Origin of the sequence: Paenibacillus nanchangensis (assembly GCF_046543445.1) — a bacterium.
Lineage (GTDB): Bacteria > Bacillota > Bacilli > Paenibacillales > Paenibacillaceae > Paenibacillus_AQ > Paenibacillus_AQ nanchangensis.
Genome location: NZ_JBHOFD010000007.1, coordinates 142,277 through 165,976 on the forward strand (window position 1 = coordinate 142,277; position 23,700 = coordinate 165,976).

At 50.6% G+C, this 23,700-nt stretch carries 25 protein-coding genes; 20 read left to right on the forward strand and 5 right to left on the reverse strand.

The window, feature by feature from the left end; genetic code table 11:
- Window positions 1-4: 4 nt before the first annotated feature.
- Window positions 5-1,357, reverse strand: coding sequence for an MATE family efflux transporter (locus ACE6ED_RS07435; RefSeq protein WP_410826466.1), 1,353 nt, complete (start codon window positions 1,355-1,357; stop codon window positions 5-7).
- Between the two features lie 128 nt (window positions 1,358-1,485).
- On the opposite strand from ACE6ED_RS07435, the gene ACE6ED_RS07440 reads away from it, so the two are divergent.
- The 7 genes from ACE6ED_RS07440 (at window position 1,486) to ACE6ED_RS07470 (ending at window position 7,436) form a co-directional block, all read left to right on the forward strand.
- On the forward strand, window positions 1,486-2,166 hold the full coding sequence (locus ACE6ED_RS07440; protein ID WP_410826534.1) for a TetR/AcrR family transcriptional regulator: 681 nt from the start codon (window positions 1,486-1,488) through the stop codon (window positions 2,164-2,166).
- 131 nt (window positions 2,167-2,297) lie between these two features.
- Window positions 2,298-3,257, forward strand: a complete 960-nt coding sequence (locus tag ACE6ED_RS07445) for a sigma-70 family RNA polymerase sigma factor (protein WP_410826467.1) — start codon at window positions 2,298-2,300, stop codon at window positions 3,255-3,257.
- Between the two features lie 71 nt (window positions 3,258-3,328).
- Window positions 3,329-3,763 (forward strand): SRPBCC family protein, encoded by a 435-nt coding sequence (locus ACE6ED_RS07450; protein WP_410826468.1) that lies wholly within the window; start codon window positions 3,329-3,331, stop codon window positions 3,761-3,763.
- Window positions 3,763-4,182 carry a VOC family protein gene (locus ACE6ED_RS07455; protein ID WP_410826469.1) on the forward strand — a complete coding sequence of 140 codons (420 nt, stop codon included), beginning with the start codon at window positions 3,763-3,765 and terminating at the stop codon, window positions 4,180-4,182. The genes ACE6ED_RS07450 and ACE6ED_RS07455 overlap by 1 nt, the downstream gene beginning before the upstream one ends.
- A 216-nt stretch (window positions 4,183-4,398) precedes the next feature.
- Complete coding sequence (locus ACE6ED_RS07460; RefSeq protein WP_410826470.1) at window positions 4,399-5,478, forward strand: ankyrin repeat domain-containing protein; 1,080 nt, start codon at window positions 4,399-4,401, stop codon at window positions 5,476-5,478.
- A gap of 3 nt (window positions 5,479-5,481) precedes the next feature.
- Complete coding sequence (locus tag ACE6ED_RS07465; RefSeq protein ID WP_410826471.1) at window positions 5,482-6,123, forward strand: hypothetical protein; 642 nt, start codon at window positions 5,482-5,484, stop codon at window positions 6,121-6,123.
- Window positions 6,124-6,221: 98 nt separating this feature from the next.
- On the forward strand, window positions 6,222-7,436 hold the full coding sequence (locus tag ACE6ED_RS07470) for a hypothetical protein (protein ID WP_410826472.1): 1,215 nt from the start codon (window positions 6,222-6,224) through the stop codon (window positions 7,434-7,436).
- Window positions 7,437-7,454: 18 nt separating this feature from the next.
- Here the strand turns inward: ACE6ED_RS07470 and ACE6ED_RS07475 are convergent, their stop codons facing one another.
- On the reverse strand, window positions 7,455-8,426 hold the full coding sequence (locus ACE6ED_RS07475; protein WP_410826473.1) for a helix-turn-helix transcriptional regulator: 972 nt from the start codon (window positions 8,424-8,426) through the stop codon (window positions 7,455-7,457).
- A gap of 99 nt (window positions 8,427-8,525) precedes the next feature.
- Here ACE6ED_RS07475 and ACE6ED_RS07480 point away from each other — a divergent pair, with 99 nt between their 5' ends.
- The 6 genes from ACE6ED_RS07480 to ACE6ED_RS07505 all read left to right on the forward strand — a co-directional run bounded on the left by ACE6ED_RS07480 (window position 8,526) and on the right by ACE6ED_RS07505 (window position 12,895).
- Window positions 8,526-9,020: a GyrI-like domain-containing protein gene (locus tag ACE6ED_RS07480; protein ID WP_410826474.1), complete on the forward strand. Its 495-nt coding sequence runs from the start codon at window positions 8,526-8,528 to the stop codon at window positions 9,018-9,020.
- Between the two features lie 20 nt (window positions 9,021-9,040).
- On the forward strand, window positions 9,041-9,517 hold the full coding sequence (locus ACE6ED_RS07485) for a phage tail protein (protein ID WP_410826475.1): 477 nt from the start codon (window positions 9,041-9,043) through the stop codon (window positions 9,515-9,517).
- 156 nt (window positions 9,518-9,673) lie between these two features.
- Complete coding sequence (locus tag ACE6ED_RS07490) at window positions 9,674-10,231, forward strand: PadR family transcriptional regulator (RefSeq protein WP_410826476.1); 558 nt, start codon at window positions 9,674-9,676, stop codon at window positions 10,229-10,231.
- Window positions 10,228-11,208 (forward strand): BtrH N-terminal domain-containing protein, encoded by a 981-nt coding sequence (locus ACE6ED_RS07495; protein WP_410826477.1) that lies wholly within the window; start codon window positions 10,228-10,230, stop codon window positions 11,206-11,208. Before ACE6ED_RS07490 ends, ACE6ED_RS07495 begins: the two co-directional genes overlap by 4 nt.
- 122 nt (window positions 11,209-11,330) lie before the next feature.
- The gene (locus tag ACE6ED_RS07500; protein WP_410826478.1) at window positions 11,331-11,936 is read left to right on the forward strand and encodes a hypothetical protein; all 606 of its coding nucleotides are present in this window, start codon (window positions 11,331-11,333) and stop codon (window positions 11,934-11,936) included.
- A 356-nt stretch (window positions 11,937-12,292) separates the two neighbouring features.
- On the forward strand, window positions 12,293-12,895 hold the full coding sequence (locus tag ACE6ED_RS07505; protein ID WP_410826479.1) for a TetR/AcrR family transcriptional regulator: 603 nt from the start codon (window positions 12,293-12,295) through the stop codon (window positions 12,893-12,895).
- 294 nt (window positions 12,896-13,189) lie between these two features.
- On the opposite strand, the gene ACE6ED_RS07510 is transcribed toward ACE6ED_RS07505, so the two are convergent.
- Both ACE6ED_RS07510 and ACE6ED_RS07515 read right to left on the reverse strand, forming a co-directional pair.
- Window positions 13,190-14,071 carry an NmrA family NAD(P)-binding protein gene (locus ACE6ED_RS07510; protein ID WP_410826480.1) on the reverse strand — a complete coding sequence of 294 codons (882 nt, stop codon included), beginning with the start codon at window positions 14,069-14,071 and terminating at the stop codon, window positions 13,190-13,192.
- Window positions 14,072-14,105: 34 nt separating this feature from the next.
- A complete protein-coding gene (locus tag ACE6ED_RS07515; protein WP_410826481.1) occupies window positions 14,106-14,468 on the reverse strand; it encodes a nuclear transport factor 2 family protein in 363 nt (120 codons plus the stop codon).
- Between the two features lie 255 nt (window positions 14,469-14,723).
- Between ACE6ED_RS07515 and ACE6ED_RS07520 the strand changes: the two genes are divergently transcribed.
- The 6 genes from ACE6ED_RS07520 to ACE6ED_RS07545 all read left to right on the forward strand — a co-directional run bounded on the left by ACE6ED_RS07520 (window position 14,724) and on the right by ACE6ED_RS07545 (window position 20,159).
- Complete coding sequence (locus tag ACE6ED_RS07520; RefSeq protein WP_410826482.1) at window positions 14,724-15,701, forward strand: hypothetical protein; 978 nt, start codon at window positions 14,724-14,726, stop codon at window positions 15,699-15,701.
- A gap of 26 nt (window positions 15,702-15,727) precedes the next feature.
- Window positions 15,728-16,450, forward strand: a complete 723-nt coding sequence (locus ACE6ED_RS07525; RefSeq protein WP_410826483.1) for an ABC transporter ATP-binding protein — start codon at window positions 15,728-15,730, stop codon at window positions 16,448-16,450.
- Entirely contained in the window at window positions 16,447-17,172 is a 726-nt protein-coding gene (locus ACE6ED_RS07530) for an ABC transporter permease subunit (RefSeq protein WP_410826484.1), read from the forward strand. Before ACE6ED_RS07525 ends, ACE6ED_RS07530 begins: the two co-directional genes overlap by 4 nt.
- Before the next feature lie 3 nt (window positions 17,173-17,175).
- Complete coding sequence (locus ACE6ED_RS07535) at window positions 17,176-18,642, forward strand: sensor histidine kinase (protein WP_410826485.1); 1,467 nt, start codon at window positions 17,176-17,178, stop codon at window positions 18,640-18,642.
- Between the two features lie 14 nt (window positions 18,643-18,656).
- Window positions 18,657-19,373: a response regulator transcription factor gene (locus ACE6ED_RS07540; RefSeq protein ID WP_410826486.1), complete on the forward strand. Its 717-nt coding sequence runs from the start codon at window positions 18,657-18,659 to the stop codon at window positions 19,371-19,373.
- Window positions 19,374-19,457: 84 nt separating this feature from the next.
- On the forward strand, window positions 19,458-20,159 hold the full coding sequence (locus tag ACE6ED_RS07545; protein WP_410826487.1) for an aspartate/glutamate racemase family protein: 702 nt from the start codon (window positions 19,458-19,460) through the stop codon (window positions 20,157-20,159).
- Between the two features lie 506 nt (window positions 20,160-20,665).
- Here the strand turns inward: ACE6ED_RS07545 and ACE6ED_RS07550 are convergent.
- Window positions 20,666-21,751 carry a GntR family transcriptional regulator gene (locus tag ACE6ED_RS07550; RefSeq protein ID WP_410826488.1) on the reverse strand — a complete coding sequence of 362 codons (1,086 nt, stop codon included), beginning with the start codon at window positions 21,749-21,751 and terminating at the stop codon, window positions 20,666-20,668.
- A 335-nt stretch (window positions 21,752-22,086) separates the two neighbouring features.
- Between ACE6ED_RS07550 and ACE6ED_RS29250 the strand changes: the two genes are divergently transcribed.
- On the forward strand, window positions 22,087-23,700 hold the full coding sequence (locus ACE6ED_RS29250) for a xylulokinase (RefSeq protein WP_458782622.1): 1,614 nt from the start codon (window positions 22,087-22,089) through the stop codon (window positions 23,698-23,700).

Sequence of the window (23,700 nt, forward strand, 5' to 3'; positions counted from 1 at the left end):
TGGATTACTGCACCAATGCATCCAACTCCGGCTGCAATTTATTCCTCAGCACATACAGCATAACCGCACCCACAAGGAAGGCGGCGGCATCCGCAATGACCAGCGACCAGGCCACCCCATGGAAACCATGCGTCCGATTGGCAATAAAAAGCACAGGAATCAAGGTGACGCCTTGAATAATCGACATGACAAACGCCGCGGTGCCTTGTGCTGTGGCCTGAAAGATCCCCGTAAAAAGGGTGGTCATTCCGGAAATGAACAAAGATAAAAAGGTTACGTGCAGAATATAGCTGCCCATTTCGATTAACTGCGGATCATTGGTAAATAAACCAATGAGATGGTCGGAGACCAAATAAACGACGATGCCAAACACGACGGCTAATCCCACAATCGCTTTAATCGTAAATCCAATCGTATGTTTCATCCGCAGCTTATTCGCTGTAAAAGTAAAGGCAATGAGCGGTACAACTCCCTCGCATAAACCCATCAGAATAAACTCAGGAAATTGCAATAACCGGGATGAAAGTCCGTAAGCTGCTACGGCTTGATCCCCATATTCGACAAGAAAATGGTTGAAAATAAGCGACATGGCCCCTAAAAAGATACTCATAATAAAAACGGGAACGCCAATTTTGAACACATTGCTCAAAATTTCTTTAGAGGCCTTAAACCATTTTGCGGAGACCGTTAGGAATTGGCTTTTCGCTTTGATGTGGAAGGCGAAGAATACACTAGCAACCAAGTTAGAGATGACCGTAGCAGACGCAACGCCAAGCACATCCCAGTGAAAAACGAAGATTACCAACGCATCGAGAACAATGTTTACAATTACACTGAGAATCATCCCAACCATCGATGTGATCGCTGCCCCCTCCGAGCGAACGATGTTTTCCAGGGTGAAAAACAGCACAACGAATGGGGAACCTATTAGCATAACCGTGACATAATCTTTGGTGAAACCAAAAGAGTCAGGTGTTGCCCCCAAGCCATGAACAATGGGATCAATTAACGGGAGACCTACGGCCATTACAAGGAGTCCAAGAACCAAACTGCTGTAGAAGGCGAATGAAGATACATGTTTTACGTCATCCGCCTTTTTTTCACCCATCAAACGGGAGATGAAGGTGCCGCTGCCTATGCCAATCAAATTGCCCAGCGCCATAATGACGGCGAATAACGGCAGGGTTAAGGCGAGGGCGGTTAACATCGCCGTATTGTGGAGTGTACCGAGAAAGTAGGCATTTAGAATGGAGTAAATAACATTCATGGATGTGCCTAACATCATGGGTACAGCGAAGTGCGCTACAGCTTTTGTGACGGGTGCCTTTTCAAAATAATAAAGGTTTTCTGCGTCCATACGGATCACCACTTTCTTTTTTCTTTATCTAACAGTGTAAGATTGAACCTTACAGTGTTAGATGATATCATAAGACTACAAACCTGTAAAGCATAAACTTACACTGTTAGATAAAAGGGCGGATTATGATGAAAAAGCAGCAGCCTCAGATTTCGGAGGATAAAATTTTGGAAGCTTCTTGGGAGCTTCTTGGGGAGGAAGGCATTGAGAAGCTAAGCATGCGGCGGCTCGCCGACAGGCTGGGAATTCAGGCCCCTTCTCTCTACTGGTATTTCAAGAGTAAACAAAAGCTCTACCAGCGTCTGGCCAACCAAGTATCCAAAATCATTTTGGAGGAGTTCCACGCTGAGGGAGACTGGAAGGAGCAACTGACGGAGCTTGCGGTCACAATACGGAGCGTACTCAGCCGATATCCTTGCTCCACGCAGCTCATGATGATGACGCTGCCTCATGAACCCGACATCATCCGGTTCACCAACCAAATGCTGCTCTGCGTGGAATCGACGCCGCTGAAGCAGGAGCAGAAGATGCAAGTGGTGACTACGCTTGTGAACTATGTCTATTACTTCGTGCTGGACAACTATCAGCATGAGCGCAGTGTCTCCGAAATTGTTAAAGACCAGGGAGCTGCTCCGGGTGAGGAGGTGGCCCAGCTGCTGGACACGATGGGTGAGACGGATGTGGGATTGTTCCGGAGGATGTTCACCAACGGATTGTTTGAGTTGATGGGAACCGACCGGGCGTTTGAATTCGGTTTAAGGCTGATTTTGCTGGGGATTGAGCAGGTGATCAAGGAGCAGGAGGAGTAAAAGGAAAGAGGAGGGCTGGCCACATGGGTCAGCCCGTTTTTTTCGCAAAATCTAAGGATGATCACCGCTCGGCCCTGTGGTAAACTATGACAAAACGCACAATCCAATTTACCTTTTAAAAGGAGGCTACTATGAGCGAGGCGGCACTGGACGTGCAGTTGCTGGAGAATTTGAAGCCGGGACTAACATCGTTTTGCTACAGAATGTTGGGGTCCATCGAAGATGCAGACGATGCGGTCCAGGAAACCTATATCCGGGCCTGGCAGAACTGGAACTCCTTCAGGCAGGAATCTTCCCACAAAACGTGGATTTATCGTATCGCCAACAATTTATGTCTGGACAAACTGAGACAAGCCAAACGCCGCATGCTGCCCATTGACCTGTCTGATCCGGCGGTATCCATTACCGTCCCCCGTGAAACGCTGCCTGACTCCTCCTGGATCTGGCCTGCCCCCGGTTTTGGGGAGAACCCCGAGGACGCTCTCATCCGCAAAGATACGCTTCAGCTCGCCTTTATCGCACTCCTGCAAACTTTGCCGCCACGCCAACGTGTTGTTTTTATATTGAAGGATGTGTTTGACTGGTCTTCCAAAGAAATCGCGGAAGTGTTGGAATTGTCGCCTGCAGCTGTAAATAGTGCCTTGCAGCGGGCCAGGGAGACGATGAAACGAACAGAGCTGCGCTCCGACGGTCCCAACCAAATGGATGCCGAGCCCGACCGGGAACTGCTGTCACGTTATATCCAGGCTTTTGAACAATTTGATGTCGATGCCCTGGTTGCGTTATTCCATGAGGAGGGCTGCATGTCTATGCCGCCATTTACCATGTGGGTGCGCGGTAAGGACAATTTGTTCAAGTTTTTTTCACTGACCCGGCCGCATTGTGAAGGCTCCCGCTTTTTGCCGGTCACGATTAATGGAGGGTATCCTGCTTTGGCGCAGTATATGCCGAGTCCTGAAGAAGCTTCCGTGCTGATTCCTTGGGGGATTCACGTAGTAGAAATCAAGGACCAGAAGATTCTGCACGTTCAAAATTTTATTAACACCAAATTATTTTTGCGTTTTGGGCTTCCGGAGCAAATTCACCGATGAATTTCCGATTGGAATAACGTCTACATAATTGTAAAAGCAAAAATGACGAATATAGTGAGGTGTCTAGTGAAATGGGAACAAATCATCCGACAAAAATAACGGTTCAGACGGTTGTTCAGGCTCCTGTTGAAAAGGTATGGAGCTATTGGACAGAGCCCAAGCACATTATGAAGTGGAATCAAGCTTCCGAGGACTGGCATGTACCGAACGCGGAAAATGATCTGCGGGCCGGCGGCAAGTTTCTGACCCGGATGGAAGCTAAGGATGGCAGCATGGGGTTTGATTTTGCCGGAGTATATGACGAAGTGGAGCCGCTCAAATGGATCTCCTATACCATAGGAGATGGAAGAAAAGTCGAGATTACTTTCACAGGCCAAGACACGGAAACGAAGGTTGTTGAAACATTTGACGCAGAAAACACGCATCCCGTTGAATTCCAGCAGGCGGGCTGGCAGGCGATTATAGACAACTTCAAAAAATACACGGAACAAGGGGGCAACGATTGATGACGGTAAAACTCACTCCTTATATTACTTTAGAAGGTGGAAAAACAAAGGAAGCCATTCAGTTTTATGAGCAGGCTATCGGTGCTAAAGTAATCTCGATCGTTACTTATGGAGACATGCCGGATATGCCGGAAACTTTTAATGATGATCTGAAAAGCTTTGTGGCCAATGCCAAGGTGCAAATTGGTGAATCGGAGCTTATGTTCTCTGATAATCCGTGGGGTTCCCCTATTGAAAGCGGACAAAAGGTCACCATCTGCATTACAACAAACGAGGTGGAACAATCCAAACGAATGTTTGAAGCGCTGCAGCAGGGCGGTAAAGTGAACCTGCCGTTTAAGGAAGAGTCCTTTAGCCCCGGATTTGGCGATGTGACGGACAAGTTTGGTGTCACCTTCCAAATTTACACGGAAATTTAACACTGCTTATGGAAAAGAGGCTGCCCAGTGATGGTGCAGCTTTTTTTATGGATAAAGAAACCGGTGCCTTGTTAATAAGAATAAAGCCGCATGCTAAATCAACAAGAGGCCTTTATGATAAAATGATAGGAAAATAGTTACAGCGGGAGGGGTTCGGCGAGCCCGTGTTGTCCGCTTAAATGAAGCGGGAACATCCAGAAGCAGGAGGGGGATGAAATGATCATTCTGAAGGATATAGGGAAGTTTAAGGAGCTGCCCGAAATTGCGATGCAGATTTATAACGAAGATCTTCCGGCTTTACGCGCTGCAATCGCAGCAGGCTGGGATATCGAAGCTGGCATCGTACTTAGCAAAAACACCACGTTAAGTCCGCTGGATTTGGCGCTTGTAGCGCAGAAAAAGAAGGTTGTAAAACTGCTGGTGGAGCACGGCGTTAACTTGAATGTCCCGCATAATCCGGCTTTTTTGCGCGCTGTCCGTTACTGCAAGGAGGATCTCGTTCGCTACGTTGTAGAGCAAGGGGCAGAAATGGACAAGGTCAACCGCATAGGCTCAGGCGCATATTCACAGGCATATTACGGCAACAAAAAGAATATCCCGCTTATTCAGGAGCTGGGACTGAATATCAAGCTGCATGGCGGGGCTGTAACACGTCAAGCTGTGTCGGATCATGACATCAAGACGCTCACGTATCTGCTCGATCAGGGAGTAGACATCAATTACAATCAGGCGGATTCGGTTTACCCTTATCAAGCGACTCCGTTAACCGTTGCCGTGCGTATCGGGAATATGGGTATGGTCAAATTTTTGATTGAACGCGGGGCAGACGTTACCTTGGCGGAAAAAGACGGTGAGCGTCCGTATACGATTGCCGTCAGCAATAAGAATACCGCCTTGGCTGACTATCTGAAATCGCTGGAGCCACCCGAGTTCCATAACACGGAAAACAAAAGGTATGAGCTGAAAAAGTACAAACTACCCGATGAACTGGTCAGCTTTCTTACTGGAAACCAGCTGCGCCTTGAGCTGGCGCAAAATGAATATGAAATCGGATATATCGACTTTTTCACCTTGACCGATACGATTGAGCTGAAACTCGGCCGGCAAAAACTGCTGCGTCTATCCGCTGATATCGACAACTACTCCGATCTGCAGCTGGTGTGGAATCCGAAGAACAAAGGCCGGATAGGCTGTTATGACGCGGAGCATCAAGTTTATGCGGATTTGTGCAGCTTCTCAGAGTTTCTCATGCAGCCTGCCATGTATCTTGTGAAGTTTCTTGAGGGAGAGCTATAGCATATGCCTATGGAACACCAAACCAAAATTTTGGGTGAGAGAACAGACTGCCTGCTGTATTATGCCGAACCCGTTCTACCAAACGAATACTGTGCGGGCTGGATTGGCGGGAATGCGCCTGCGTTTTTTGATGATCAAGCCGACTTTATCCGCGAGGGTAACCAAAACTATTATTTTTATTTATGCCTCATTCATCCGTTTAAACCCGAAAGTATGATTTCGGTTTTTATCCCTGACGATTATGAGACGTATCTGGAACACAATATTTATCCGGATTGCCGGGTGAAGGTGATCGAGCATCCAGTTGCTGCTGAAAGCATCAACAATCTATTTACTCACCCCGGTCTTGCAAAACACGCCATTTCAGACGGGCAAATCAGCAAGGACAAAGAATCGATGGATCAGCCTTTTTTGATCAAGTTAGGCGGAAATCCGAGACTTATTCAAACGGAAGACTATTATTTCTCGAAGCTGAGAGAGGAGTCCTTTTCGTTTTTGTTTCAAGTAGATGAAGACGGTTACCCTGAAACGCTGGTTCGGAAGGATTACAGTTATCCATTTGGTTATGGGGCGCTCTATATTTTCGCCAAAATAGAGGGGGAGGACATCCAACAGCCAGCCGCCGGTTTTTGGCAATTTTCATGATGCTGCATGTGCAGCACTTGTATATGTAGATCTGCATATGCAGCACAGGAATCCAGGAGCGGCCGTAGCCGGCCCCCAATCCGCCAAGGAAAGAAAGGATGACAACAGTGCCAAACGATAACCAAGCTCAACCTTCTGCTTCTATTAGCGAACCCGGCCGTTACCCCATTGACCTGACGGGACCACGCAGCCACACGCTTGTCATCCGGCCTGGTGTAGGCAGCCTGTCGATCGGACCTTCCGAACTGGGAAAAAAAGCAGACCTTCACGCCGAGCCGGACACACGCATTCATTGGAACGTATTCGAGGCTTTTGCCACGCCGGCGGGTTCGCCTTGGCCGCGGTTTCTGCATTATACAGGCAGTGATGCAGGTTTTTTTGACTGGGCGCAGCAGCGCCCCATTGAGGGAATGACATGGACCCCGGTCCTGTCTGCCGATACGGTAGCCGACGCCAGCAAGTCCCGGATCCATAGCCTGCAAATCGGGTTGGACCAGTCCGGCGGGCGGCTGAGCTTAAAGCTTTCGGAAAGCATATTCCGGCTGATCGTTTCCGGCGATCTCTCGCGTTTCTCGGCCACCGGCAGTATACCTTCTTTGCTGTCACTCGCGCCGCGCACGAGCCGGCGCCACACGGATCCTCCTTTTCTGCTGCCCGACCTGGGCCTGCTGCATCAGGTGACGAGCCTCACATTGGTAAACGAGCCGTTCGGACAACCTGTTTCGCTTGAATGTCTGGACCGGTTCCCCAACCTGGACTCCCTGAGCTTGTGGGGGAACTTCTGCAGCTTAGAGTTGTTGGCTCGTCAAACACAGTTAACGAATCTGGAGCTGCGGTTCATGCCGGATTTGGAAGATTTACCCCCTTTGGGCACGTGGCCGCTGCTTGACTGTTTTATTGCCCATAATGTGGAAGAGACCGCAGGCAAACGGCTAAGGCAGCAGCTGAAAACACGGGCTAAAACCCGCCCGTGGACCGGCCATGCATCCGTGAGTCAACTGCGAAAGACGGAGTGGTGGACAACCGAATTTGGCCGCCCTTTCTCAGCCTGGCCGAAACGTCTGGCCAAGCTGGCTAACGAAGCGTACAACACTGCACAGGCTGCTTTGGCAGAGGCCCGCAGTTTGGCCGAAGCCGAGGCTGCCATCACCGCCTTCACCGAACGTTTCAATACAGTAAAAGGTATTGAAACGACCGAAAGGGAAGACCTTGGTGAAGCGGTATGGCAGCTCAGCCAGTCCGCTAATCAGACCGGCCAGACGATAACAGAGGAAATGGCGCAGCGCTGGTTTGATGCAGCACGCGATTATTGATTGGAACAAGCGCCGGAGCTAGCTTTTAAAATCAGCATAAAGCCCCACCCTTTGTAGCATCTCTTCCCCAATCTCTTCGGGCGCCTGCCTGATCTTCATATCGTCTCCCAGGAACAGGAGCCAGTTGACGAACTCGGACAATTCTTCGGGTTTGTTCACATGGACAAACGTCTTAAGTATCGCTGTGGTTTGATACGGGTTGGTGTAGGAAAGGGAAGCTTTTAAAGGGTGGTATTTTTTGTATTGCGCAATGGCTTTGGGGCCAAGATCAAGGACAAGGTTAATTTCTTCTTCCTGCCTGCTTAATTTTTCTGCAATTTTTTTACGGGTAACTCTTTTTTTCTCCGGGTAGAGCTGCACTTCGGTAAGGCTGTCGACCGAAAAAATTCGTTTCTCTTCTTCCTTTAAGTCAAAACCCTCCATGAACCAAAGGCCTTTTTCGTGATAAAGGTGCAGGAGATGGATGGAATAAGCGTTCATTTCTTTTGCTTCCTCAACGGTAATCAGCAGATGACTGTCTATCAGCAGACTCTGGATGAGTTTTTCGAGCATGGGATGGGGCAGGTCCGACAGCTCCAGCAGGTCGGGGTTATGCGGGTTGGTCCCCTCAAACAGCAGGATTTGATTTAAAAGCACAAGGTCATCCTGCTGGTTGGCCGAGAGCAGGCCCAGTAATTTTTCGGCTAAAGAGTGACGGCTTTTTAAATAGGGGAGCTGCGCATTTCTTGTAGCCATAAAGGCAATAAAAAGGGCTTTAACCTCATTATCGGTGAAACGCACACCGGGCAGGAGAGAATTGTGCATGACAAAATAGCCGCCATCCCGTCCAACCTCAGCGACAAGCGGCATGCCTAAGGCCTCGATTTCGCGAATATCGCGAATCGCGGTGGAACGCGAGATGGCAAACTCCCGCATAATTTCGGAGATGGTAAAGTGGGAACGGTTGTTGATATACCGCATGATTGTATTAATCCGTTCAACTTTTTTCATCGGGCCTCCTAAACAGTTTCATTTTTTGACATGATTTAAGGCTATCATATACCTATCAAGTGAAGAACACAAAATAATAAAAGAAAGAAGGAATGGATTATGGCAGTTTACAATGTAGAGGAAAAAGAAAGCTTTATCGTTTATGGTCTTGGCACGGAGCTGAAAAGCGATTATACCGATTATGCCGGCATTAACAAGGAAAAAACGGATTTTTGGCAGACCGTCAGCACAGATGGAAGACTTGACGCTTTAAAGAACATGGCTGCCAATGATTACATTTTTGCCGTGAATGAAGCGGTGAATAACAAAATGATGTATTATGCCGGAGTGATGACCGAGACGGCGCCAGGGTCTGCAGCGGAAGCGGAAGGGTCCAGGATTATTCAATTCCCTAAGGGGGAATACCTGGTTGTAAAAGGGGAAGGGAAAACAGCAGATGAATTAAGCAACAAGCTGGCTGGCATTGCCTTTGGCCAAGCGCTGCCGGAAGCTTCTCATATTGCCTATGTGGGCGGGCCTAATGCGGCAGTTATGATGGGAGAGCGGGACGGCTCCATTGTCGGGGAGATGTGGATTCCTGTTGTTAGGAAATAAGAGATAAGGGAGCGATGAACATGTCTTATGCCGTTGATTTTAAAGAGGTGTCAACAGCCGGGTTGGAGTCCTCCCCTGTGGCGGATGCGCTTGCCGGATTGCGTGCGAATGAAGCCCGCTATTTTATGAACAAATACAAACATGAGTTTACGGTGACGCCTGCAAGCGAAAGCCAGGAGACCCTTGATTATGTTAGCCGCATTCTGAAAGAGGAACGCGGGATTGAGTTTGCGGCCAAACCTCTGGAAACAGCGCGGTTTCAAGTGGAGAATATCAAGTGGGCGTTCGTTTTTTATGAAGATGGCCTGGGGGTCAATGTCATGTATACGGTTGATGATCCTAAAAAGCGGGCTGTTGGGTTTAAGCTGTCCGAAGGAATGGAAATTCCCAAGGAGCTGGAAGAGAAAAAGTTTAAGTTCGCCAGACAGAAGTCCAAGCTGGCCGGCACCATCCGCGGATCGTTTTTCGTGATTAAAGGGGAGTATGAACTCGCTTAAAGCCCCTGCTTAGCAGGCGGGAGGCCGTGAAAGGCATCAAGGCACCTGAATGGGAAGGCACCTGAATGGGTGCCTTTTTTGTATTCGTGTTTACTTTATATTTCACTAGTGTTATATTACGTGTGTGGAATATACATGCAGAAAGGAAAACTTATCGTGAATCAGCTTTCAGCGGTAGAGATGGTGCTGTTACAAATCATTACAGAGTCAAGCAAGGTGTCGGGCTATGATATCAATAAACTGATCGGGCAGCGGGGGTACAGGGAGTGGACCAAGATTGGCACCACTTCCATCTATGCGGGTTTACACAAATTAAAGGAAAAAGGGCTCATCCAATCGGATCACTCTGATAATAAAACCGGAAAAGGCCCTTTGCCCACCAAATTTGCAATTACGAAGAACGGGCAGCAGATCCTCCACAAGGAGGTTATTGACTGCTTGTCATCCACGCGGGAGAGAGACAGCCGTTTTGATCTTGGACTGGCTGCTTTACCTTTCATCCCCAAGGAAGAAGCTGTACAAGCGTTAAGTAAACGGTGTGATTTTCTAACAAAAACCTCTGTTCAATTAGAGGAGAAATACCAAATCCAGGGCGGGGAACAGCTGCCGCTGCATGTCCGGGCGCTTTTCCTGCACCCGCTGAGTCTCATTGATAAAGAACTGCAGTTTATTGGTCAGCTGATAAGTGAGCTGGAAGGAGGAGCAGAGAAATGATAATAGACCGTTTTGTTCCGTATAGAGGGGAGCACTGTGAGACTACTGCATTTGGCAATTTGCTTCTGCATAAGGGGATCCGGCTGTCTGAACCGATGCTATTTGGAATAGGAGAAGGTTTGGGGTTTATCTATTGGGATCAGAAGGGCATGGAACTCCCCTTTATCGGCGGCAGGGTGAAGCCGGATGAGTTAACCTCCTGTGTAGCGTCGCATTTAAACTTGAAACTTGAGGTACAGGAAACCAGCTCTGTGACAAAGGCATGGTCGAATATTAAGGAAAAGCTGGACCGCGGTATTCCCGTAGGCCTGAAGCTGGACAGCTACCATCTGGATTATTTCAACAATAAAGTTCACTTTGCGGGACACTATGCCGCTATATACGGGTATGATGATGAATACGCCTATATGGCCGACACAGCTCAACAAGGCAGCCGTACCCAAACGCGGTTAAGTACCTTGTCTCTCGCCAGAAATGAAAAAGGGCCGATGAGCTCCCGTAATCTATCCTACACCATCGAGCAGCCATCCGCACTTCCAGAGCTGCCCTCAATCCTCCGGACGGCTATCTCAAGAAATGCTTACAAGTATTTGAACCCGCCGATCCGTAATATCGGGAATAAAGGCATCGACAAAATGAGCAAAGAAGTGCTCAAATGGCCGGCGCGTGGTTCCGATTTGGCGGATAGCCTAGGTTTGATGGCCCTTTTGATGGAAAGAGGAGGGACGGGCGGCGCGTTGTTCCGCAATCTATACAGGGATTTCCTTAAAGAAAGTTACGAGCTCCTTAATGAGCCAAGGATAAAGCAGGCTTGCTTGAAGTTCACGGAAATTGCTCCGGCATGGAGTGAAGTTGCCGCTTCGATCGACAAAGCGGGAAAAACGGGAAATGAGGACTGGCTGCGGCATACCTCCAAAATCTTAAAGGAGATAGCCGTAAAGGAAAAGGAAGCTATGGAGCTGTTACTGGAGCTTTAAAAAGCCGGCTGCAGGCATCACCAAGTGACTTTTGGCGTGCGTATGCCCCCATTCGCACAAGCAATTCGCCCGTCTCTGGCGTACATTGAAGTACAAACCAGTGAGCGAGGTGAACTAACTTCATGGCACAATCAAAAGCGATGCGTACTCGGGCTAAGAGGCTGCAGGGACGCCCGGTCTGTGTCACCCTCCATAGCGGTGAGACTTACGTCGGGTACATTACCGACGTGAACTCCAGCGAGTTGGTACTTGCCAGCGCGGGGACCCTTCCGCCTGCTTCCTCCGGAAAGCCAAGCTCCCGGTCCCCCGGAACGGGTGCACGTGCAGCAGGCACCCGTTCTGGTGTCCGGGGCAGCGGCATACGCAAGCCGTCCGGCCGCTCGCATTCCCACTCCCGGAGGCTGTCTGGCCAAGCGCGTTCCCGTTCCCGCAGGCCGTCCGGCTACTCGCGTTCCCGTTCCCGTAAGCCGGTCGCCAAGGTTTCGGCTTTCCTCCCGATGCTGGGCTCGCTGTTCGGCGGCTTTGGCGGTCTTGGCGGCGGTGCCGCTGCGGGCGGAGGCGGGCTGGGAGGCCTGCTCGGCGGCGGGATGCGTCTGTTCGGCATGGTCCAAAGATTTGTACCGGTCGTCAAGATGGGCTACGGCATGATCAAATCCATCCGCCCGTTTCTCGGCGCTGTTCAAGGTTTGATGAACCCGCCCGGCGAGGCCAAGCCGGATAATGAATAGCCTGAACACAGCTAAGGACATTTAACCCCCTTTGAACCTCAAAGGGGGTTAGCTTATGCCCTCCGTTTTCAACGTATAATCAACATACCGACTTTTTTACACTGTACATATTCAAATTCAAAAGCCGTGGAACGGTGATTTTGTTGCGTGAGCGAGGCCAGTCTATCGTATAATGGCTGTATAGCTGTATAAACTGAATGCTTGAACGACAGGAAAGAAAATGGCGCGGAGGCAATTTGGAGTTGTAGGAGCGAACGCAGCAGCCGGAAGTCCCACATTCGCCGCAGTGCCAATCCATGCCTGTTTTTCTTAAGTTCAGTTTATATATTGAAATGGCAGGGAAAGGGGGGCTGGAGATGGCAAGAACAAAGGCGTTTGATACAACCGAGATTTTGCATAAAGCGATGAATGTCTTTGGGAACCGCGGTTATGAAGGCACCTCACTGCCGGATCTGATCGCAGGGCTCGGCATTGCCCGCCAAAGTATATATGACACTTACGGGACAAAGTGGGATTTGTTTCTCGCAGCAGTCCGGCATTATATGGAGCAGAAGAATTGCGATTTACAGCAGGAGGTGGACGGACCAGGGACATTGATTGTCAAATTGGAACGGGTATTCACTACGATTATTAAGGTCCTTGTAGACCCCGAACTGCGCCCGCAGTGCTTCATTATTAGCAGTGCGATTGAGCAGGCACCCCACAATGAGGAGCTGGCAGCCTTTTTACAGGCGAATACTGAACAGACGGAGCAGATTTTTTATACCATGCTGGAACGTGCGGTACAGGGGGGCGAGCTTAACCCCGAGGTAAATATCCGGGAGCTGGCCCGGTTCCTGGTGCATGAACGAATCGCGCTGATTACGTCAGCCAAGCTGGGAATGGATGAACACAGGTTGTTGGGTATCATGCAAATGGTTCTAACCGTTTTTCAGCCAGCGGTGCAGCAGGGCAAGTAAGCTGTATTCCTAGGCAAAAAGAAGGGCTTTCCTTGCGGTCGCCGTCTCGACAGCGGTCCTAAGGAAAGCCTATTTTTCATCTAATAGACTGAACTTAAGAAGGACAGGTGAAACAGAGCAGTCACTGCGGCGAATTTGGGACTTCCGGTTGCTGTTATTTTCGGAGTTCTTGATTAGCAGGCCCGGTTATCGGGAGAACTCCAAAAATAAAGGCAGTCGCGTTCGCTCCTCCATCTCCAAATTGCCTCCGTGCCTGCTCCTCTTTCCTGTCATTCAATCATTCAGTCAGTATTATTATATACTCTGCAGGACAGACTGAAGCGACGCCTTGTTGTCCCTAATGAATTCCTCCAGGGAGCGAGGTTCTCTCCCTGTTACACGAAGCACTGTATCCGTAACTTGATCCTCCATTCCCTCCAGTCGAATGCGATCATCCATCCTGGCCAAAAGTCCGGCATAATCCGCAGGTAACCCGGCAGCAGTGTGTCTTACTGCAAGTTCCTCCGAGGAGATGAAACAGTGTTTCGCTTGTAAGCCGGTAACCCGGCGGATGATCTCGGCGGCTTCATCATAAGAAAGGGATTGGGGTCCCGTAATGATATGCTCTCTGTTATGAGGTTTTTCGTCAGTCAGAGCATGGAATCCAACAGCGGCGATATCGTCTGCGTCGACGAAGGCTACTTTTCCGTCTCCGGCTGCTGTAAAGATCTGCCCGCTTTCCCGCAGGGTATACAGGTGTCCGCCTTCAGTAAAGTTCTGCATAAAATAGGAAGGGCGCAGTACGGCCCATTCCGGAGCGTGCTTCCGCAGGAAGCGATGAACCGCTCCAAAAGGCGGACTGTTCTCCGGGATGGATGCGCTGGACAGCAATACGAAGCGAGTAACGGAAGCATCAAGCGCTCTGCGTATAAAAGGAATCATGAATTCCTCGGGCTGTAGACTTGGCGGCGAAACCAAATAAACAGCATGGACGTCCTGCAGAAGGGCAGCGTGGTTAGAGTCATCGAACCAGTCGAAGGGGAAGTGTTCTTCCGCCCGTTCACCTCCTGCTCTGGATAAACTGCGTCCCGCTCTGCGGACACGATAACCTTGACTGCTCAGCAGTTGAGCGATGCGGGAGGAGGTTTTGCCTAGTCCTCCGGTTAACAAAATACGAGCTGATGTATTGGTATGCATAAGAAAATCTCCTCCATGTATGTTGTGTTCCCCATCAAATGGCTAATGGATTCCAGTAGTCCTGGTAACGGGAAATCCTTCCGTCTTTTACTTCCACTACGGAAATATAGTGCTGTTCATAAGGGCTGTCTTTCTCCAGGTTGGTGCCGCGCGCTTCAAACTGGGCAAAAAACACCGGAGAGTTAGCCGAAACATGAATAATAGGTGTTGTAAACGAATGGATCTCAAGCACCCCTTCCAGCCGCTCCAGATACTGCTGCATCGCGGCTTTTCCGTCCAGGCGTTTAGGATTAGGAGCCGGGGCATAAGGAAATTCGAAGATGATATCGTCAGCAAACAAATCAAGAAAAGCAGCAAGATCCTTCTGAACATAACGTTCGGTGAATAACTGCATCATCTTTTCGGCCTCCTCGTAAGACAGGTTACTCATATTAGCAGCCTCGCTTTCTTTTATGGGATGATTGCCGTAAAAACTAAGGGTGTGACCAAACTATACCATTTCCGGACTGTTCGGTCAAATATATTTGGACTGATTGGTCAAATAATTTAGAAAATTTTTATTTTTGCTTTCGAGGGAGTTTAGACTCCTCCTTTAGACTAAGGTTGTAAGCACGAAACAAAACTCAACCACTTTTGAAGGAGCGGGTACAAAATGAAAAGGAAAAGCAAAGTGTTGATGACCGGCGCGTCGGTGGCGGCGGTAAGTATGTTCGCGGTGACGGCATTTGCGTCTACGCCGGATTTGGAGGGGTATAAGGCATTCAAAGAGGTGCTGAAAGCAAACCAAATAGCGGAGCAAACCATCCAAAGCGGAACAGTGAACGGAAATTTCACGATTCAGCTGGATGGCAAAACGCTGGTGAAAGCAGACGGCACGGCGAAGGTTAAGGACGCAGGCGGGAAGTACAGTGCAAGCGCTGATTTTGACTTGACCCTCCCGGGCATTGAACGCAGCGGCAGCGTGTACAGCAGTAACGGGGACACGGCTTATTTTGTAGACCAAACCCATGGTCTTCACTATCAGGTAATTAATCTGGATGATGAGTATGCCGGCAAGCACGGCAACCGGCCGGAACTGAAACACGCTGAGAATCGCCCGATGAATAAACCGGAGGAAGCGCTTCTCGACTTCCTGGTCGGCGATCTAAGCGACGACTTCAGTGTAGCAAGCCATACGGACGGCTCAAAGACGATCACATTGGATGTAAGCAAAGAGGAAGTTCCAACAACGGTACGTTTGCTGATGGAAGTGGTGTCGGCCGGCGGCATGGGGGAACATGAAGATGAGCACGCATCGGGGATGCCGGCAGAGCTGGAGGGATTAATGCAGCTCCCCTTTTTCCAGGGGTTTGACACACTAGACCTTGAAGGCCAACTGCCGGAGCTGACGGAAGACGTTGCGATTGAGCATGTGCGCCTGCAGATGAAGGTTGATACGGACAACAAGCTGCAAGGTGTACAAGGGGAGTTTGAGGTAAGCGGCAAAGACGAAGCAGGTGCCGCCCATCGCGTGAAGCTGGAAGGTGCGGGCGACATCAGCGGCGTCAACACAACGACGCCTGACGTATATGACCCTGCCGGCCATTCTGCAGAAATCATCGATGCGGACGTGTTCGAAGACCGCGGCTAACAGCACAATTCGGGGAGGCCTTACGAATGTTTGAAGTTTGTGATCTTACCAAGGTCTATCCCGGCGGCCGCGGCATCCAGGGGCTGAACCTCACCGTACATCCCGGTGAGGTTGCAGCCTTGCTGGGACCAAACGGTGCCGGGAAGACGACAGCGCTGCAAACAATGGCCGGATGGCTCACCGCAGACCGCGGGGAAGCGCGCTGGAACGGCGTTTCCGTTGCGGATCGGCCCGAACAGACGAGGCTCCATATGGGCCTGATGATCGGCGAGCCGGCTCCGCATCCCTATTTTACAGGCAGTGATTATCTGAAGCTTTACTCCAGGTTGTATCCAGGCATCGACGAAGCACGTATCCGGCAGACCCTGGAGCTTGTGGGGATGTCCAGGCACCAGCAGCTCTTAATCAAGAAGTATTCCACTGGCATGAAGCAGCGGATCGAGCTGGCCAGCGTGCTGCTGCACCGGCCGAAACTCCTGATGCTGGATGAGCCGTTTTCGGGCATGGACATTGAAGGACGGCGGGAGATGACAGCGATGCTGCGGAGTCTCGTGACGGAGACGGGAATAAGCATCATCATTTCTTCCCACCAGGTACACGAGATCGAGGATTGGATTACGCAGGCATGTATTATCTATGAAGGAAAACACGTGGATACCGCAAGTGCTGCGCAGATACGGGAGTCGTTTGCAAGCGTGGAGGACTATTATTTGAACTGCATAGCCAAGGAAAGGGGAGGTGCGGCATGAGGATGCCTATCTTTTATCTCACTGGAGAAGAGCTGCGGAAGCTGCTTCGCGGAGGCAAGCTGAGGGTACTGCTGTTGCTCTCTTTTCTGATTGGGATTCTCTTTGTTTTCATTGGCGAACGTCTTGGCCTGAGCGGAAACCTGCCAGTGACCGCACTGGAGCTGCTGCTTGTGGTCGTGCTTCCATTATTCATGGTGTCGCTCGGCAGCGATCTGATGATCGGCGAATTCAAAGATGGCACAATCAAACATGCGCTGAAGCTGCCGGTCAGCCGGGAGACTCTTTTTATAGGAAAAATACTCGCAGGATGGGCGGCTGGCGCTTTGATTGTGCTCAGCTTGTTCGTGCCTATGTTTCTAGGGAGCCTGTTCCTGCAGGGAATGACTGCCCTGCCATCGATCGGTGCAGCTTTGGCGGAGGCGGGCGGCGCGATGGTGTTCTGCGGATTGTTGGTGGTACTGGTGAACAGCGTGTCCCTGTGGACGGGAAGCAGCGGGGTTGGAATGGTTGTCAGCGTCGTGTTGTGGCTGGCCATGGGCGTCATTGGTTTTTTTGAGCCACAGTTAAGCCGGTTTTTCGTTACGGACTACGCGGATTGGGTGCAGCCGCTCCTTTATACAGGAAATGCAGGCGCGTCGGTAGCGCCATTGATATTTATGACCGCTTACTATATCATGGGCACTATAACGGGCTTGCTAGCCTTCCAAAGGAAAGAAATCTAACCTATGTCCATTCGGCTAAAGCTTATTTTAACGTATATTATTGGCATTTTCCTGACCGCAATCATCGTTACAGCGACTGGAATCGGGGTAATCACGGGAATTATCTCCTATTACGGAAACAGCCTCGTGAAAGAACAGTCCACGGAGGATGCGATCTTCCGGGGCATTGACCTGTTCGTAGATCTGCGTTATGCGGAGCGGTATACGCCAGCGGAGCTGACGTCTTCTTCGTTTGCTCGACAGCTTGGAGACCGGCTGGAGCCGTTTGGGGGTTTTGTAGTTGTCCGGCAGGGGGAGCAGTGGCGCAGCTACGGCAAGTTGAGTGAAGGGGAACCCTTCCTTGCGCAGCTGAGACAGGATGCCTCAGCTTCCCGGATGCACGGGGATGAGCCGTTTGGGGTAAGCAAGTGGGAAGGGCGCAGTTTGCTTTCTGTGCGTTACGACTTTCCGGAGATAGACGCTCCTTTAGCGTATTATCTGATCATCGATATGACAGAGACAGGGACCCCGGACCACCGGTTCCAGGGTTTCATGCTTATAGCTATTGCCATCTTATTCAGTATCATCATCGTTCCGCTGATCTGGATCACGACAAAGGATATTGTGCGGCCGCTGAGGCAGCTGGAACAGGGCTCGCGCCGGATTGCAGAGGGAGACCTGAATTTCCATTTGGAGTCGAAGGTACGCAACGAAGTGGGCAGTGTAATCCGCTCTTACGAAAAAATGCGCAGCGAGCTGCAGCGGGCGATCGGAGCACAGCTGGCATTGGAGGAGAGCCGCAAGCAGCTGATTTCGAACATATCGCATGATCTGAAGACTCCGCTGACTTCGATCAAAGGATATGTGGAGGGAATTCAGGAAGGTATAGCGAACGATCCGGAGAAGCTGAAGAAGTATATCGACGTAATTCATTCGAAGGCGCTGGATATGGATCGACTGATTGACGACCTGTTCCTGTTCTCCAAGCTCGATTTGGAGCAGGAGAGATTTTATTTTGAAACGGTACCGCTGGAAGAGTTCTATGAGCAGACGCTTAATGAGTTGTCCATGGAATACGAGAGTGCAGGCGTTCGCTTGACGGGCGAGTATGAGGCGGGAGCCGATGCGTTTGCAACGATGGACGCCCAGAAAATCAAACGCGTCATTCTCAACATCGTCGGCAACTCGATAAAATTTATGGATAAACCTGATCCGTGCATCCGTGTTCATTTCGGAAGGCAGGAGGATAAATGGGTCATTGCGGTAACCGACAATGGACCTGGAATGAACCCTGGCGAGCTTGCGCAGATCTTTGACCGGTTCTACCGCGGAGATGCCAACCGGAATCAGAACGTGGCCGGCTCCGGCCTCGGCCTGGCAATCGCGAAGCAGATTGTGGAGCAACATGGCGGAAGAATTGAGGCAAGAAGCGAACCGGGGCAGTTTATGACGGTGAGGTTTACCCTCCCGATGGTTCAGTATCGAACGTGACTGGAGAGTGGGAGATGTCGAAGCGAAAAGTGCTAATCGTCGAGGATGACCGGGCGATCGCTGAGCTGGAGCGAGACTACCTGGAGGTTCATGGTTATGAGGTTATTCTTCGGGCTGACGGCATAGAAGCGCTTGAAGAAGCGCTGGAACAGGATTACGACCTGATTATCCTGGATGTCATGCTGCCGGGCATGGACGGCTTCGATCTCTTGCGGCGGATCCGGGAGACGAAGCCGATTCCGGTGCTGATGGTGTCGGCGCGCAAGGAGGATATCGACAAAATCAGGGGGCTGGGGTTAGGCGCGGATGATTACGTGACCAAGCCGTTCAGCCCGTCGGAGCTTGTTGCGCGGGTGCGGGCGCATCTGGAGCGGTATGACCGGTTGACCGGGGCTGCCGCCGGTGCCGGTTCTGCGCCTGTGCGGAAGACGCGCGAACTGAACATCCACGGGCTTGCGATTCAGGTTGATGCTAGACGGGTGCTGCTGCACGGCAAAGAGGTCCCGCTGACGGCAAAAGAGTTTGACCTGCTGCTGTTTCTCGCAGAAAATCCCGACCGGGTATATTCCAAAGATGAGCTGCTGGATAAGGTGTGGGGGATTGAACATTTTGGCGACACCGCTACGGTCACGGTTCATGTTGGTAAAATTCGTGACAAGATTCAGAAGGAACCCTCAAAACACCAGTTTATCGAGACGGTATGGGGCGCGGGATACCGGTTTAAGATTTAGCACACGCACATATTTGCTTATCGCCTGTGTTGGCCGCAGGCTTTTTGCATAGAGAACATAGAACAAGGCGGGTGGGAAGCTTCAATGAAGACCATTGGACTGATCGGAGGCATGAGCTGGGAATCCTCGATGCTTTATTACCAAATCATCAATGAGACGGTAAAAGCAAGGAAGGGAGGGCACCACTCGGCAAAATGTCTGATGTATTCGGTGGATTTTCAAGAAATTAAAGACCTTCAGCATCAAGGGGACTGGACAGCCGCAACGGAAATTATGATTGAAGCGGCCCAAAAACTAGAAGCAGGCGGAGCCGAGGTCGTCGTCATATGCACAAATACCATGCACAAAATGGCGAAGGAAGTAATGAACTCCGTGTCGATTCCATTACTCCATATCGCAGATGCCACTGCAAATTCAATCGCTGCGGATCAAGTGAAAAAAGTGGCTTTGTTAGGAACAGCTTTTACGATGGAACAGGAATTTTATAAGGGCAGGCTTACCGAAAAATATGGACTGGAGGTCGTGGTCCCCGATGAAGCGGATCGGGCGGTCATTCACGATATAATTTACCAGGAGCTGTGTCTTGGGATCATAAAAGAGGCTTCCAAGCAAAAATATCTGGAGGTCATTGACCGTCTTATCCGCCAGGGAGCAGAGGCCGTTATCCTTGGCTGTACGGAAATCACCATGCTGATTTCCCAGGAGGACTGCACGATACCGGTCTATGACACAACAAGACTTCATGCCGAGGCGGCCGTTGGTTTTGCATTGGCAGACGAAGCGTGACAGACAAACCGCAAACCGCAAACCGCAAACCGCAAACCGCAAACCGCAAACCACCGAGCCGCAACTTTTATCCCAGATTCCCCCCTTTTGTAGCCGTCAGAGAAAGTATGGGTACAAGTTCACGGACTCAGGGGACCCTATTTGCTGATTATTCCGTGTTTTGGCGAAGTTGCGGACTCAGAAGCACCTATTTACACGGAGAATCCATAGTTTGTAGGTTTTCGGTACGAATAACGGCCTTGGAGTCCGCAAGGCATACCAAAGCCCAAGAAATTCAAAAATAACGTCCGCTGGGTCCGCAAAGACCTCCGTATCGCGTTCTGTGGTAATCCGCTGCTCCGCTGCGGGTGTGTCACAGGAGAGGATGCGTAGATCGATCAGGCAATAAACAGGTATAGATCCAGGGTTGCTAGCATCTCGTAACCCATCACGGAGTCGGGTGACTGACCCTTATATCTTTAATTTACAGTTTGCGTACACATCCTAATATGCTGCTGTCGGAGCATTTACTGCCTCTCCCGCACCGTCTCTCCCTCAATCAGCACGGGTTGATAATAAACGTTATCCCGTACATCTTTTTTCCCCTGCAGCTTCTTAATAACCCAATCGGCGGCGTCACGGCCCATCTGCTCCTGCGGGTGGGTTAAGGTAGTCAGTTTGATATTGGCATTTTTGGCGATATACGAGTTATCCTGGCCGATGACCGATAAGTCCCCCGGAACGGACAGCTCCAGCTGTCTGCACACATTGATCACTTCAAGCCCTACCTCATCGTTATAGCAGACAATAGCCGTTATCGAGCCGTGATTTTCCGTCAAAAAGTTTCTTAAATTTACGGACAGCTCCTGCTTCGTCTCCGTATCAAACGACAGCACCTGCTCCGGATGGAACCGCAGCCTGGCTTCGCCCAGCGCTTTAATGTACCCCTTCATGCGGTATTTGCCCTGCAGGTCATCCATTTTGGCGATGATCCCGATTTGGGTATGTCCTTTGGAGATCAGCTCCCGGGTCGCCAGATAGCTGGACTGCACATCGTCGAGGCACAGAAAGGGCACCTCAAGTTCTTCATAGTAGGCGTTGATCATGATAAAAGGAACATTTTGCTCCTTGAACGACAGGTAATAAGCAATGTTGGGATTGTACAAATTGCTTTTGGTCGGTTCGATGATCAAGCCGTCCACGCCATAGGACAACATCATTTCGAGCGCTTTTTTCTCCTGGGCAACATCATTATTGGTGCTGGCGAGCAGCAGCGAATAGTTGTCTTCATTTAGGCGGCTTTCGATCCCCCGGATAATGGACGGAAAAATATAATCGGAGAGATACGTGGTGATCACCCCAATGGTACGTTTAGCCGAGCTCCCGGCGGACTTGGACCGGAACTGGTTGCTGACGTAGGTGCCGGACCCTTTTTCGCTCCGCAAAAAACCCTCTTTGGACAGCTCCATAATCGCCTTGCGCACCGTCTGCCGGCTGACGTTGTACCGGTCCTGCAGAGCGGATTCCGTAGGGATTTGTTCGCCTACACTATATACCCCCGATAGAATGTCACTTTTTAACTCCTCGAGGATGACCTGATATTTTGGCTTCATCTATAGTCACTTCTTTCACAGTTGTTCGAATACGAATTATTTTTAGTTTAGAATTTGTATGTACATATTCTAGCACAAGATGAACGTAATTATAATCTATAGGAAATGAAATTGAAGAATGCAGGCGAAATTATACAACAACTCCGGCAGGTTTGGACATGCAGTCGCAAGGATTCATAGGAAGACTTCTCCCTCGGCTTACTTGTTAGTATATCTTATTATTTTTATTGACAAATGTACGGACAAAAAATATACTAGGGCTGACAATAAAGGAAAGCGCATTCTTACAGGGATACAGGTAAAAAATCAGTGTCACGGAGGGGAGTAACGTGAGCATGGATCAGGACGTCAAACAAGCGATTGAACAAGGCGCAACTTCGCTTGGGATCGAATTGGGTTCCACACGGATCAAGGCGGTGCTGATTGATTCCCGGTTTGAAACGATCGCATCGGGCAGTTATGAGTGGGAGAATCTCCTGGTTGACGGGTACTGGACGTACAACTTGACGGATATTATTAAGGGCCTGCAAGAGGCCTACCGCGAAATGAAACAAGCGGTCGAGCGGCAGTACGGGGTCACCCTGCAGACGGTCGGCTCCATTGGCTTTTCCGCGATGATGCACGGGTATATGGCTTTTGATAAGACGGGCGAGCTGCTGGTTCCGTTCCGGACCTGGCGGAATGCCACAACCGGCGCTGCGGCCGCGGCGCTGACGGACCTTTTTCAATTCAACATTCCGGAACGCTGGAGTATCGCCCACCTGTATCAGGCTATTTTGAACGAAGAACCGCATGTGCCGCAGATTGATTATCTGACTACTCTGGCCGGGTACATTCACTGGCGGCTGACCGGGAACAGAGCGCTCGGAATCGGCGACGCTTCGGGCGTGTTCCCGATTGATGAAGCTTCGCAGGATTACAATGCCGCGATGATCGGGCAGTTTGATGAGCTTGTGGCAGCCAAGGGCTACCCCTGGAAGCTGAGCAGCATCCTTCCCAAAGTGTATAATGCAGGCGAACAGGCAGGCGTATTAACCGCAGATGGAGCTGCTATTCTGGACCCATCCGGGGATCTGCAGGCGGGAATTCCGCTGTGTCCGCCGGAAGGCGATGCCGGAACAGGAATGGTGGCCACAAACAGCGTACGCAAGCGGACCGGCAACATTTCCGTGGGAACTTCGGTTTTTGCCATGCTTGTATTGGAGCAAAAGCTGTCGGCGGTTTATCCGGAGATCGACATGGTAACGACACCGGACGGCAGTCCGGTTGGCATGGTGCATGCCAACAACTGCTCCAGCGACATCAACGCCTGGTTGGGCCTGTTCCGTGAGTTTTATGAAGCGATGGGGCATAAGGCGGATGCCGGCCAACTATTCAGCGTTATGTTCAACAAGGCGCTGGAAGCGGACCCCGATGGCGGGGGCCTGCTCAGCTACGGATATTTTTCTGGGGAGAACATTACCGGCATCGACAAAGGCCGTCCGTTGTTCGTCCGTTCGCCGGAGAGCCGGTTTACCTTGGCCAATTTCATGCGGACGCATCTGTTTACCGCTTTTGCCGCGTTGAAGGTCGGCATGGACATCCTCACGCAAAAAGAACGGGTGGCGATCGACAGCATTTTGGCGCATGGCGGACTGTTCAAGACCCCGGTTGTCGGGCAGCGGATGGTCGCGGCCGCGCTGGGTGTTCCGGTAGCCGTAATGGCGACAGCCGGAGAAGGCGGCGCATGGGGAATGGCGATTTTGGCCGCCTATCTGAAGAACAAAGAGGAGCAGGAGCAGCTGGCCGACTTCCTGGAGAACAAGGTCTTTAAGGATGCGGAAGGGCAGGTCATTCATCCCGATCCCGCGGATGTGAAAGGCTTTGGGCTGTTCATGGAACGGTACATCGGCGGCCTTGCAATTGAGCAGGCTGCTGTAGATCATCTGGTGGAGAACTGGAGGGAATAA

Coding starts and splice junctions, on each gene's coding strand:
- ACE6ED_RS07435 (WP_410826466.1), bottom strand. CDS start 1,357: ATGGACGCAGAAAACCTTTATTATTTTGAAAAGGCACCCGTCACAAAA.
- ACE6ED_RS07440 (WP_410826534.1), top strand. CDS start 1,486: ATGAAAAAGCAGCAGCCTCAGATTTCGGAGGATAAAATTTTGGAAGCT.
- ACE6ED_RS07445 (WP_410826467.1), top strand. CDS start 2,298: ATGAGCGAGGCGGCACTGGACGTGCAGTTGCTGGAGAATTTGAAGCCG.
- ACE6ED_RS07450 (WP_410826468.1), top strand. CDS start 3,329: ATGGGAACAAATCATCCGACAAAAATAACGGTTCAGACGGTTGTTCAG.
- ACE6ED_RS07455 (WP_410826469.1), top strand. CDS start 3,763: ATGACGGTAAAACTCACTCCTTATATTACTTTAGAAGGTGGAAAAACA.
- ACE6ED_RS07460 (WP_410826470.1), top strand. CDS start 4,399: ATGATCATTCTGAAGGATATAGGGAAGTTTAAGGAGCTGCCCGAAATT.
- ACE6ED_RS07465 (WP_410826471.1), top strand. CDS start 5,482: ATGCCTATGGAACACCAAACCAAAATTTTGGGTGAGAGAACAGACTGC.
- ACE6ED_RS07470 (WP_410826472.1), top strand. CDS start 6,222: ATGACAACAGTGCCAAACGATAACCAAGCTCAACCTTCTGCTTCTATT.
- ACE6ED_RS07475 (WP_410826473.1), bottom strand. CDS start 8,426: ATGAAAAAAGTTGAACGGATTAATACAATCATGCGGTATATCAACAAC.
- ACE6ED_RS07480 (WP_410826474.1), top strand. CDS start 8,526: ATGGCAGTTTACAATGTAGAGGAAAAAGAAAGCTTTATCGTTTATGGT.
- ACE6ED_RS07485 (WP_410826475.1), top strand. CDS start 9,041: ATGTCTTATGCCGTTGATTTTAAAGAGGTGTCAACAGCCGGGTTGGAG.
- ACE6ED_RS07495 (WP_410826477.1), top strand. CDS start 10,228: ATGATAATAGACCGTTTTGTTCCGTATAGAGGGGAGCACTGTGAGACT.
- ACE6ED_RS07500 (WP_410826478.1), top strand. CDS start 11,331: ATGGCACAATCAAAAGCGATGCGTACTCGGGCTAAGAGGCTGCAGGGA.
- ACE6ED_RS07505 (WP_410826479.1), top strand. CDS start 12,293: ATGGCAAGAACAAAGGCGTTTGATACAACCGAGATTTTGCATAAAGCG.
- ACE6ED_RS07510 (WP_410826480.1), bottom strand. CDS start 14,071: ATGCATACCAATACATCAGCTCGTATTTTGTTAACCGGAGGACTAGGC.
- ACE6ED_RS07515 (WP_410826481.1), bottom strand. CDS start 14,468: ATGATGCAGTTATTCACCGAACGTTATGTTCAGAAGGATCTTGCTGCT.
- ACE6ED_RS07520 (WP_410826482.1), top strand. CDS start 14,724: ATGAAAAGGAAAAGCAAAGTGTTGATGACCGGCGCGTCGGTGGCGGCG.
- ACE6ED_RS07525 (WP_410826483.1), top strand. CDS start 15,728: ATGTTTGAAGTTTGTGATCTTACCAAGGTCTATCCCGGCGGCCGCGGC.
- ACE6ED_RS07530 (WP_410826484.1), top strand. CDS start 16,447: ATGAGGATGCCTATCTTTTATCTCACTGGAGAAGAGCTGCGGAAGCTG.
- ACE6ED_RS07535 (WP_410826485.1), top strand. CDS start 17,176: ATGTCCATTCGGCTAAAGCTTATTTTAACGTATATTATTGGCATTTTC.
- ACE6ED_RS07540 (WP_410826486.1), top strand. CDS start 18,657: ATGTCGAAGCGAAAAGTGCTAATCGTCGAGGATGACCGGGCGATCGCT.
- ACE6ED_RS07545 (WP_410826487.1), top strand. CDS start 19,458: ATGAAGACCATTGGACTGATCGGAGGCATGAGCTGGGAATCCTCGATG.
- ACE6ED_RS07550 (WP_410826488.1), bottom strand. CDS start 21,751: ATGAAGCCAAAATATCAGGTCATCCTCGAGGAGTTAAAAAGTGACATT.
- ACE6ED_RS29250 (WP_458782622.1), top strand. CDS start 22,087: ATGGATCAGGACGTCAAACAAGCGATTGAACAAGGCGCAACTTCGCTT.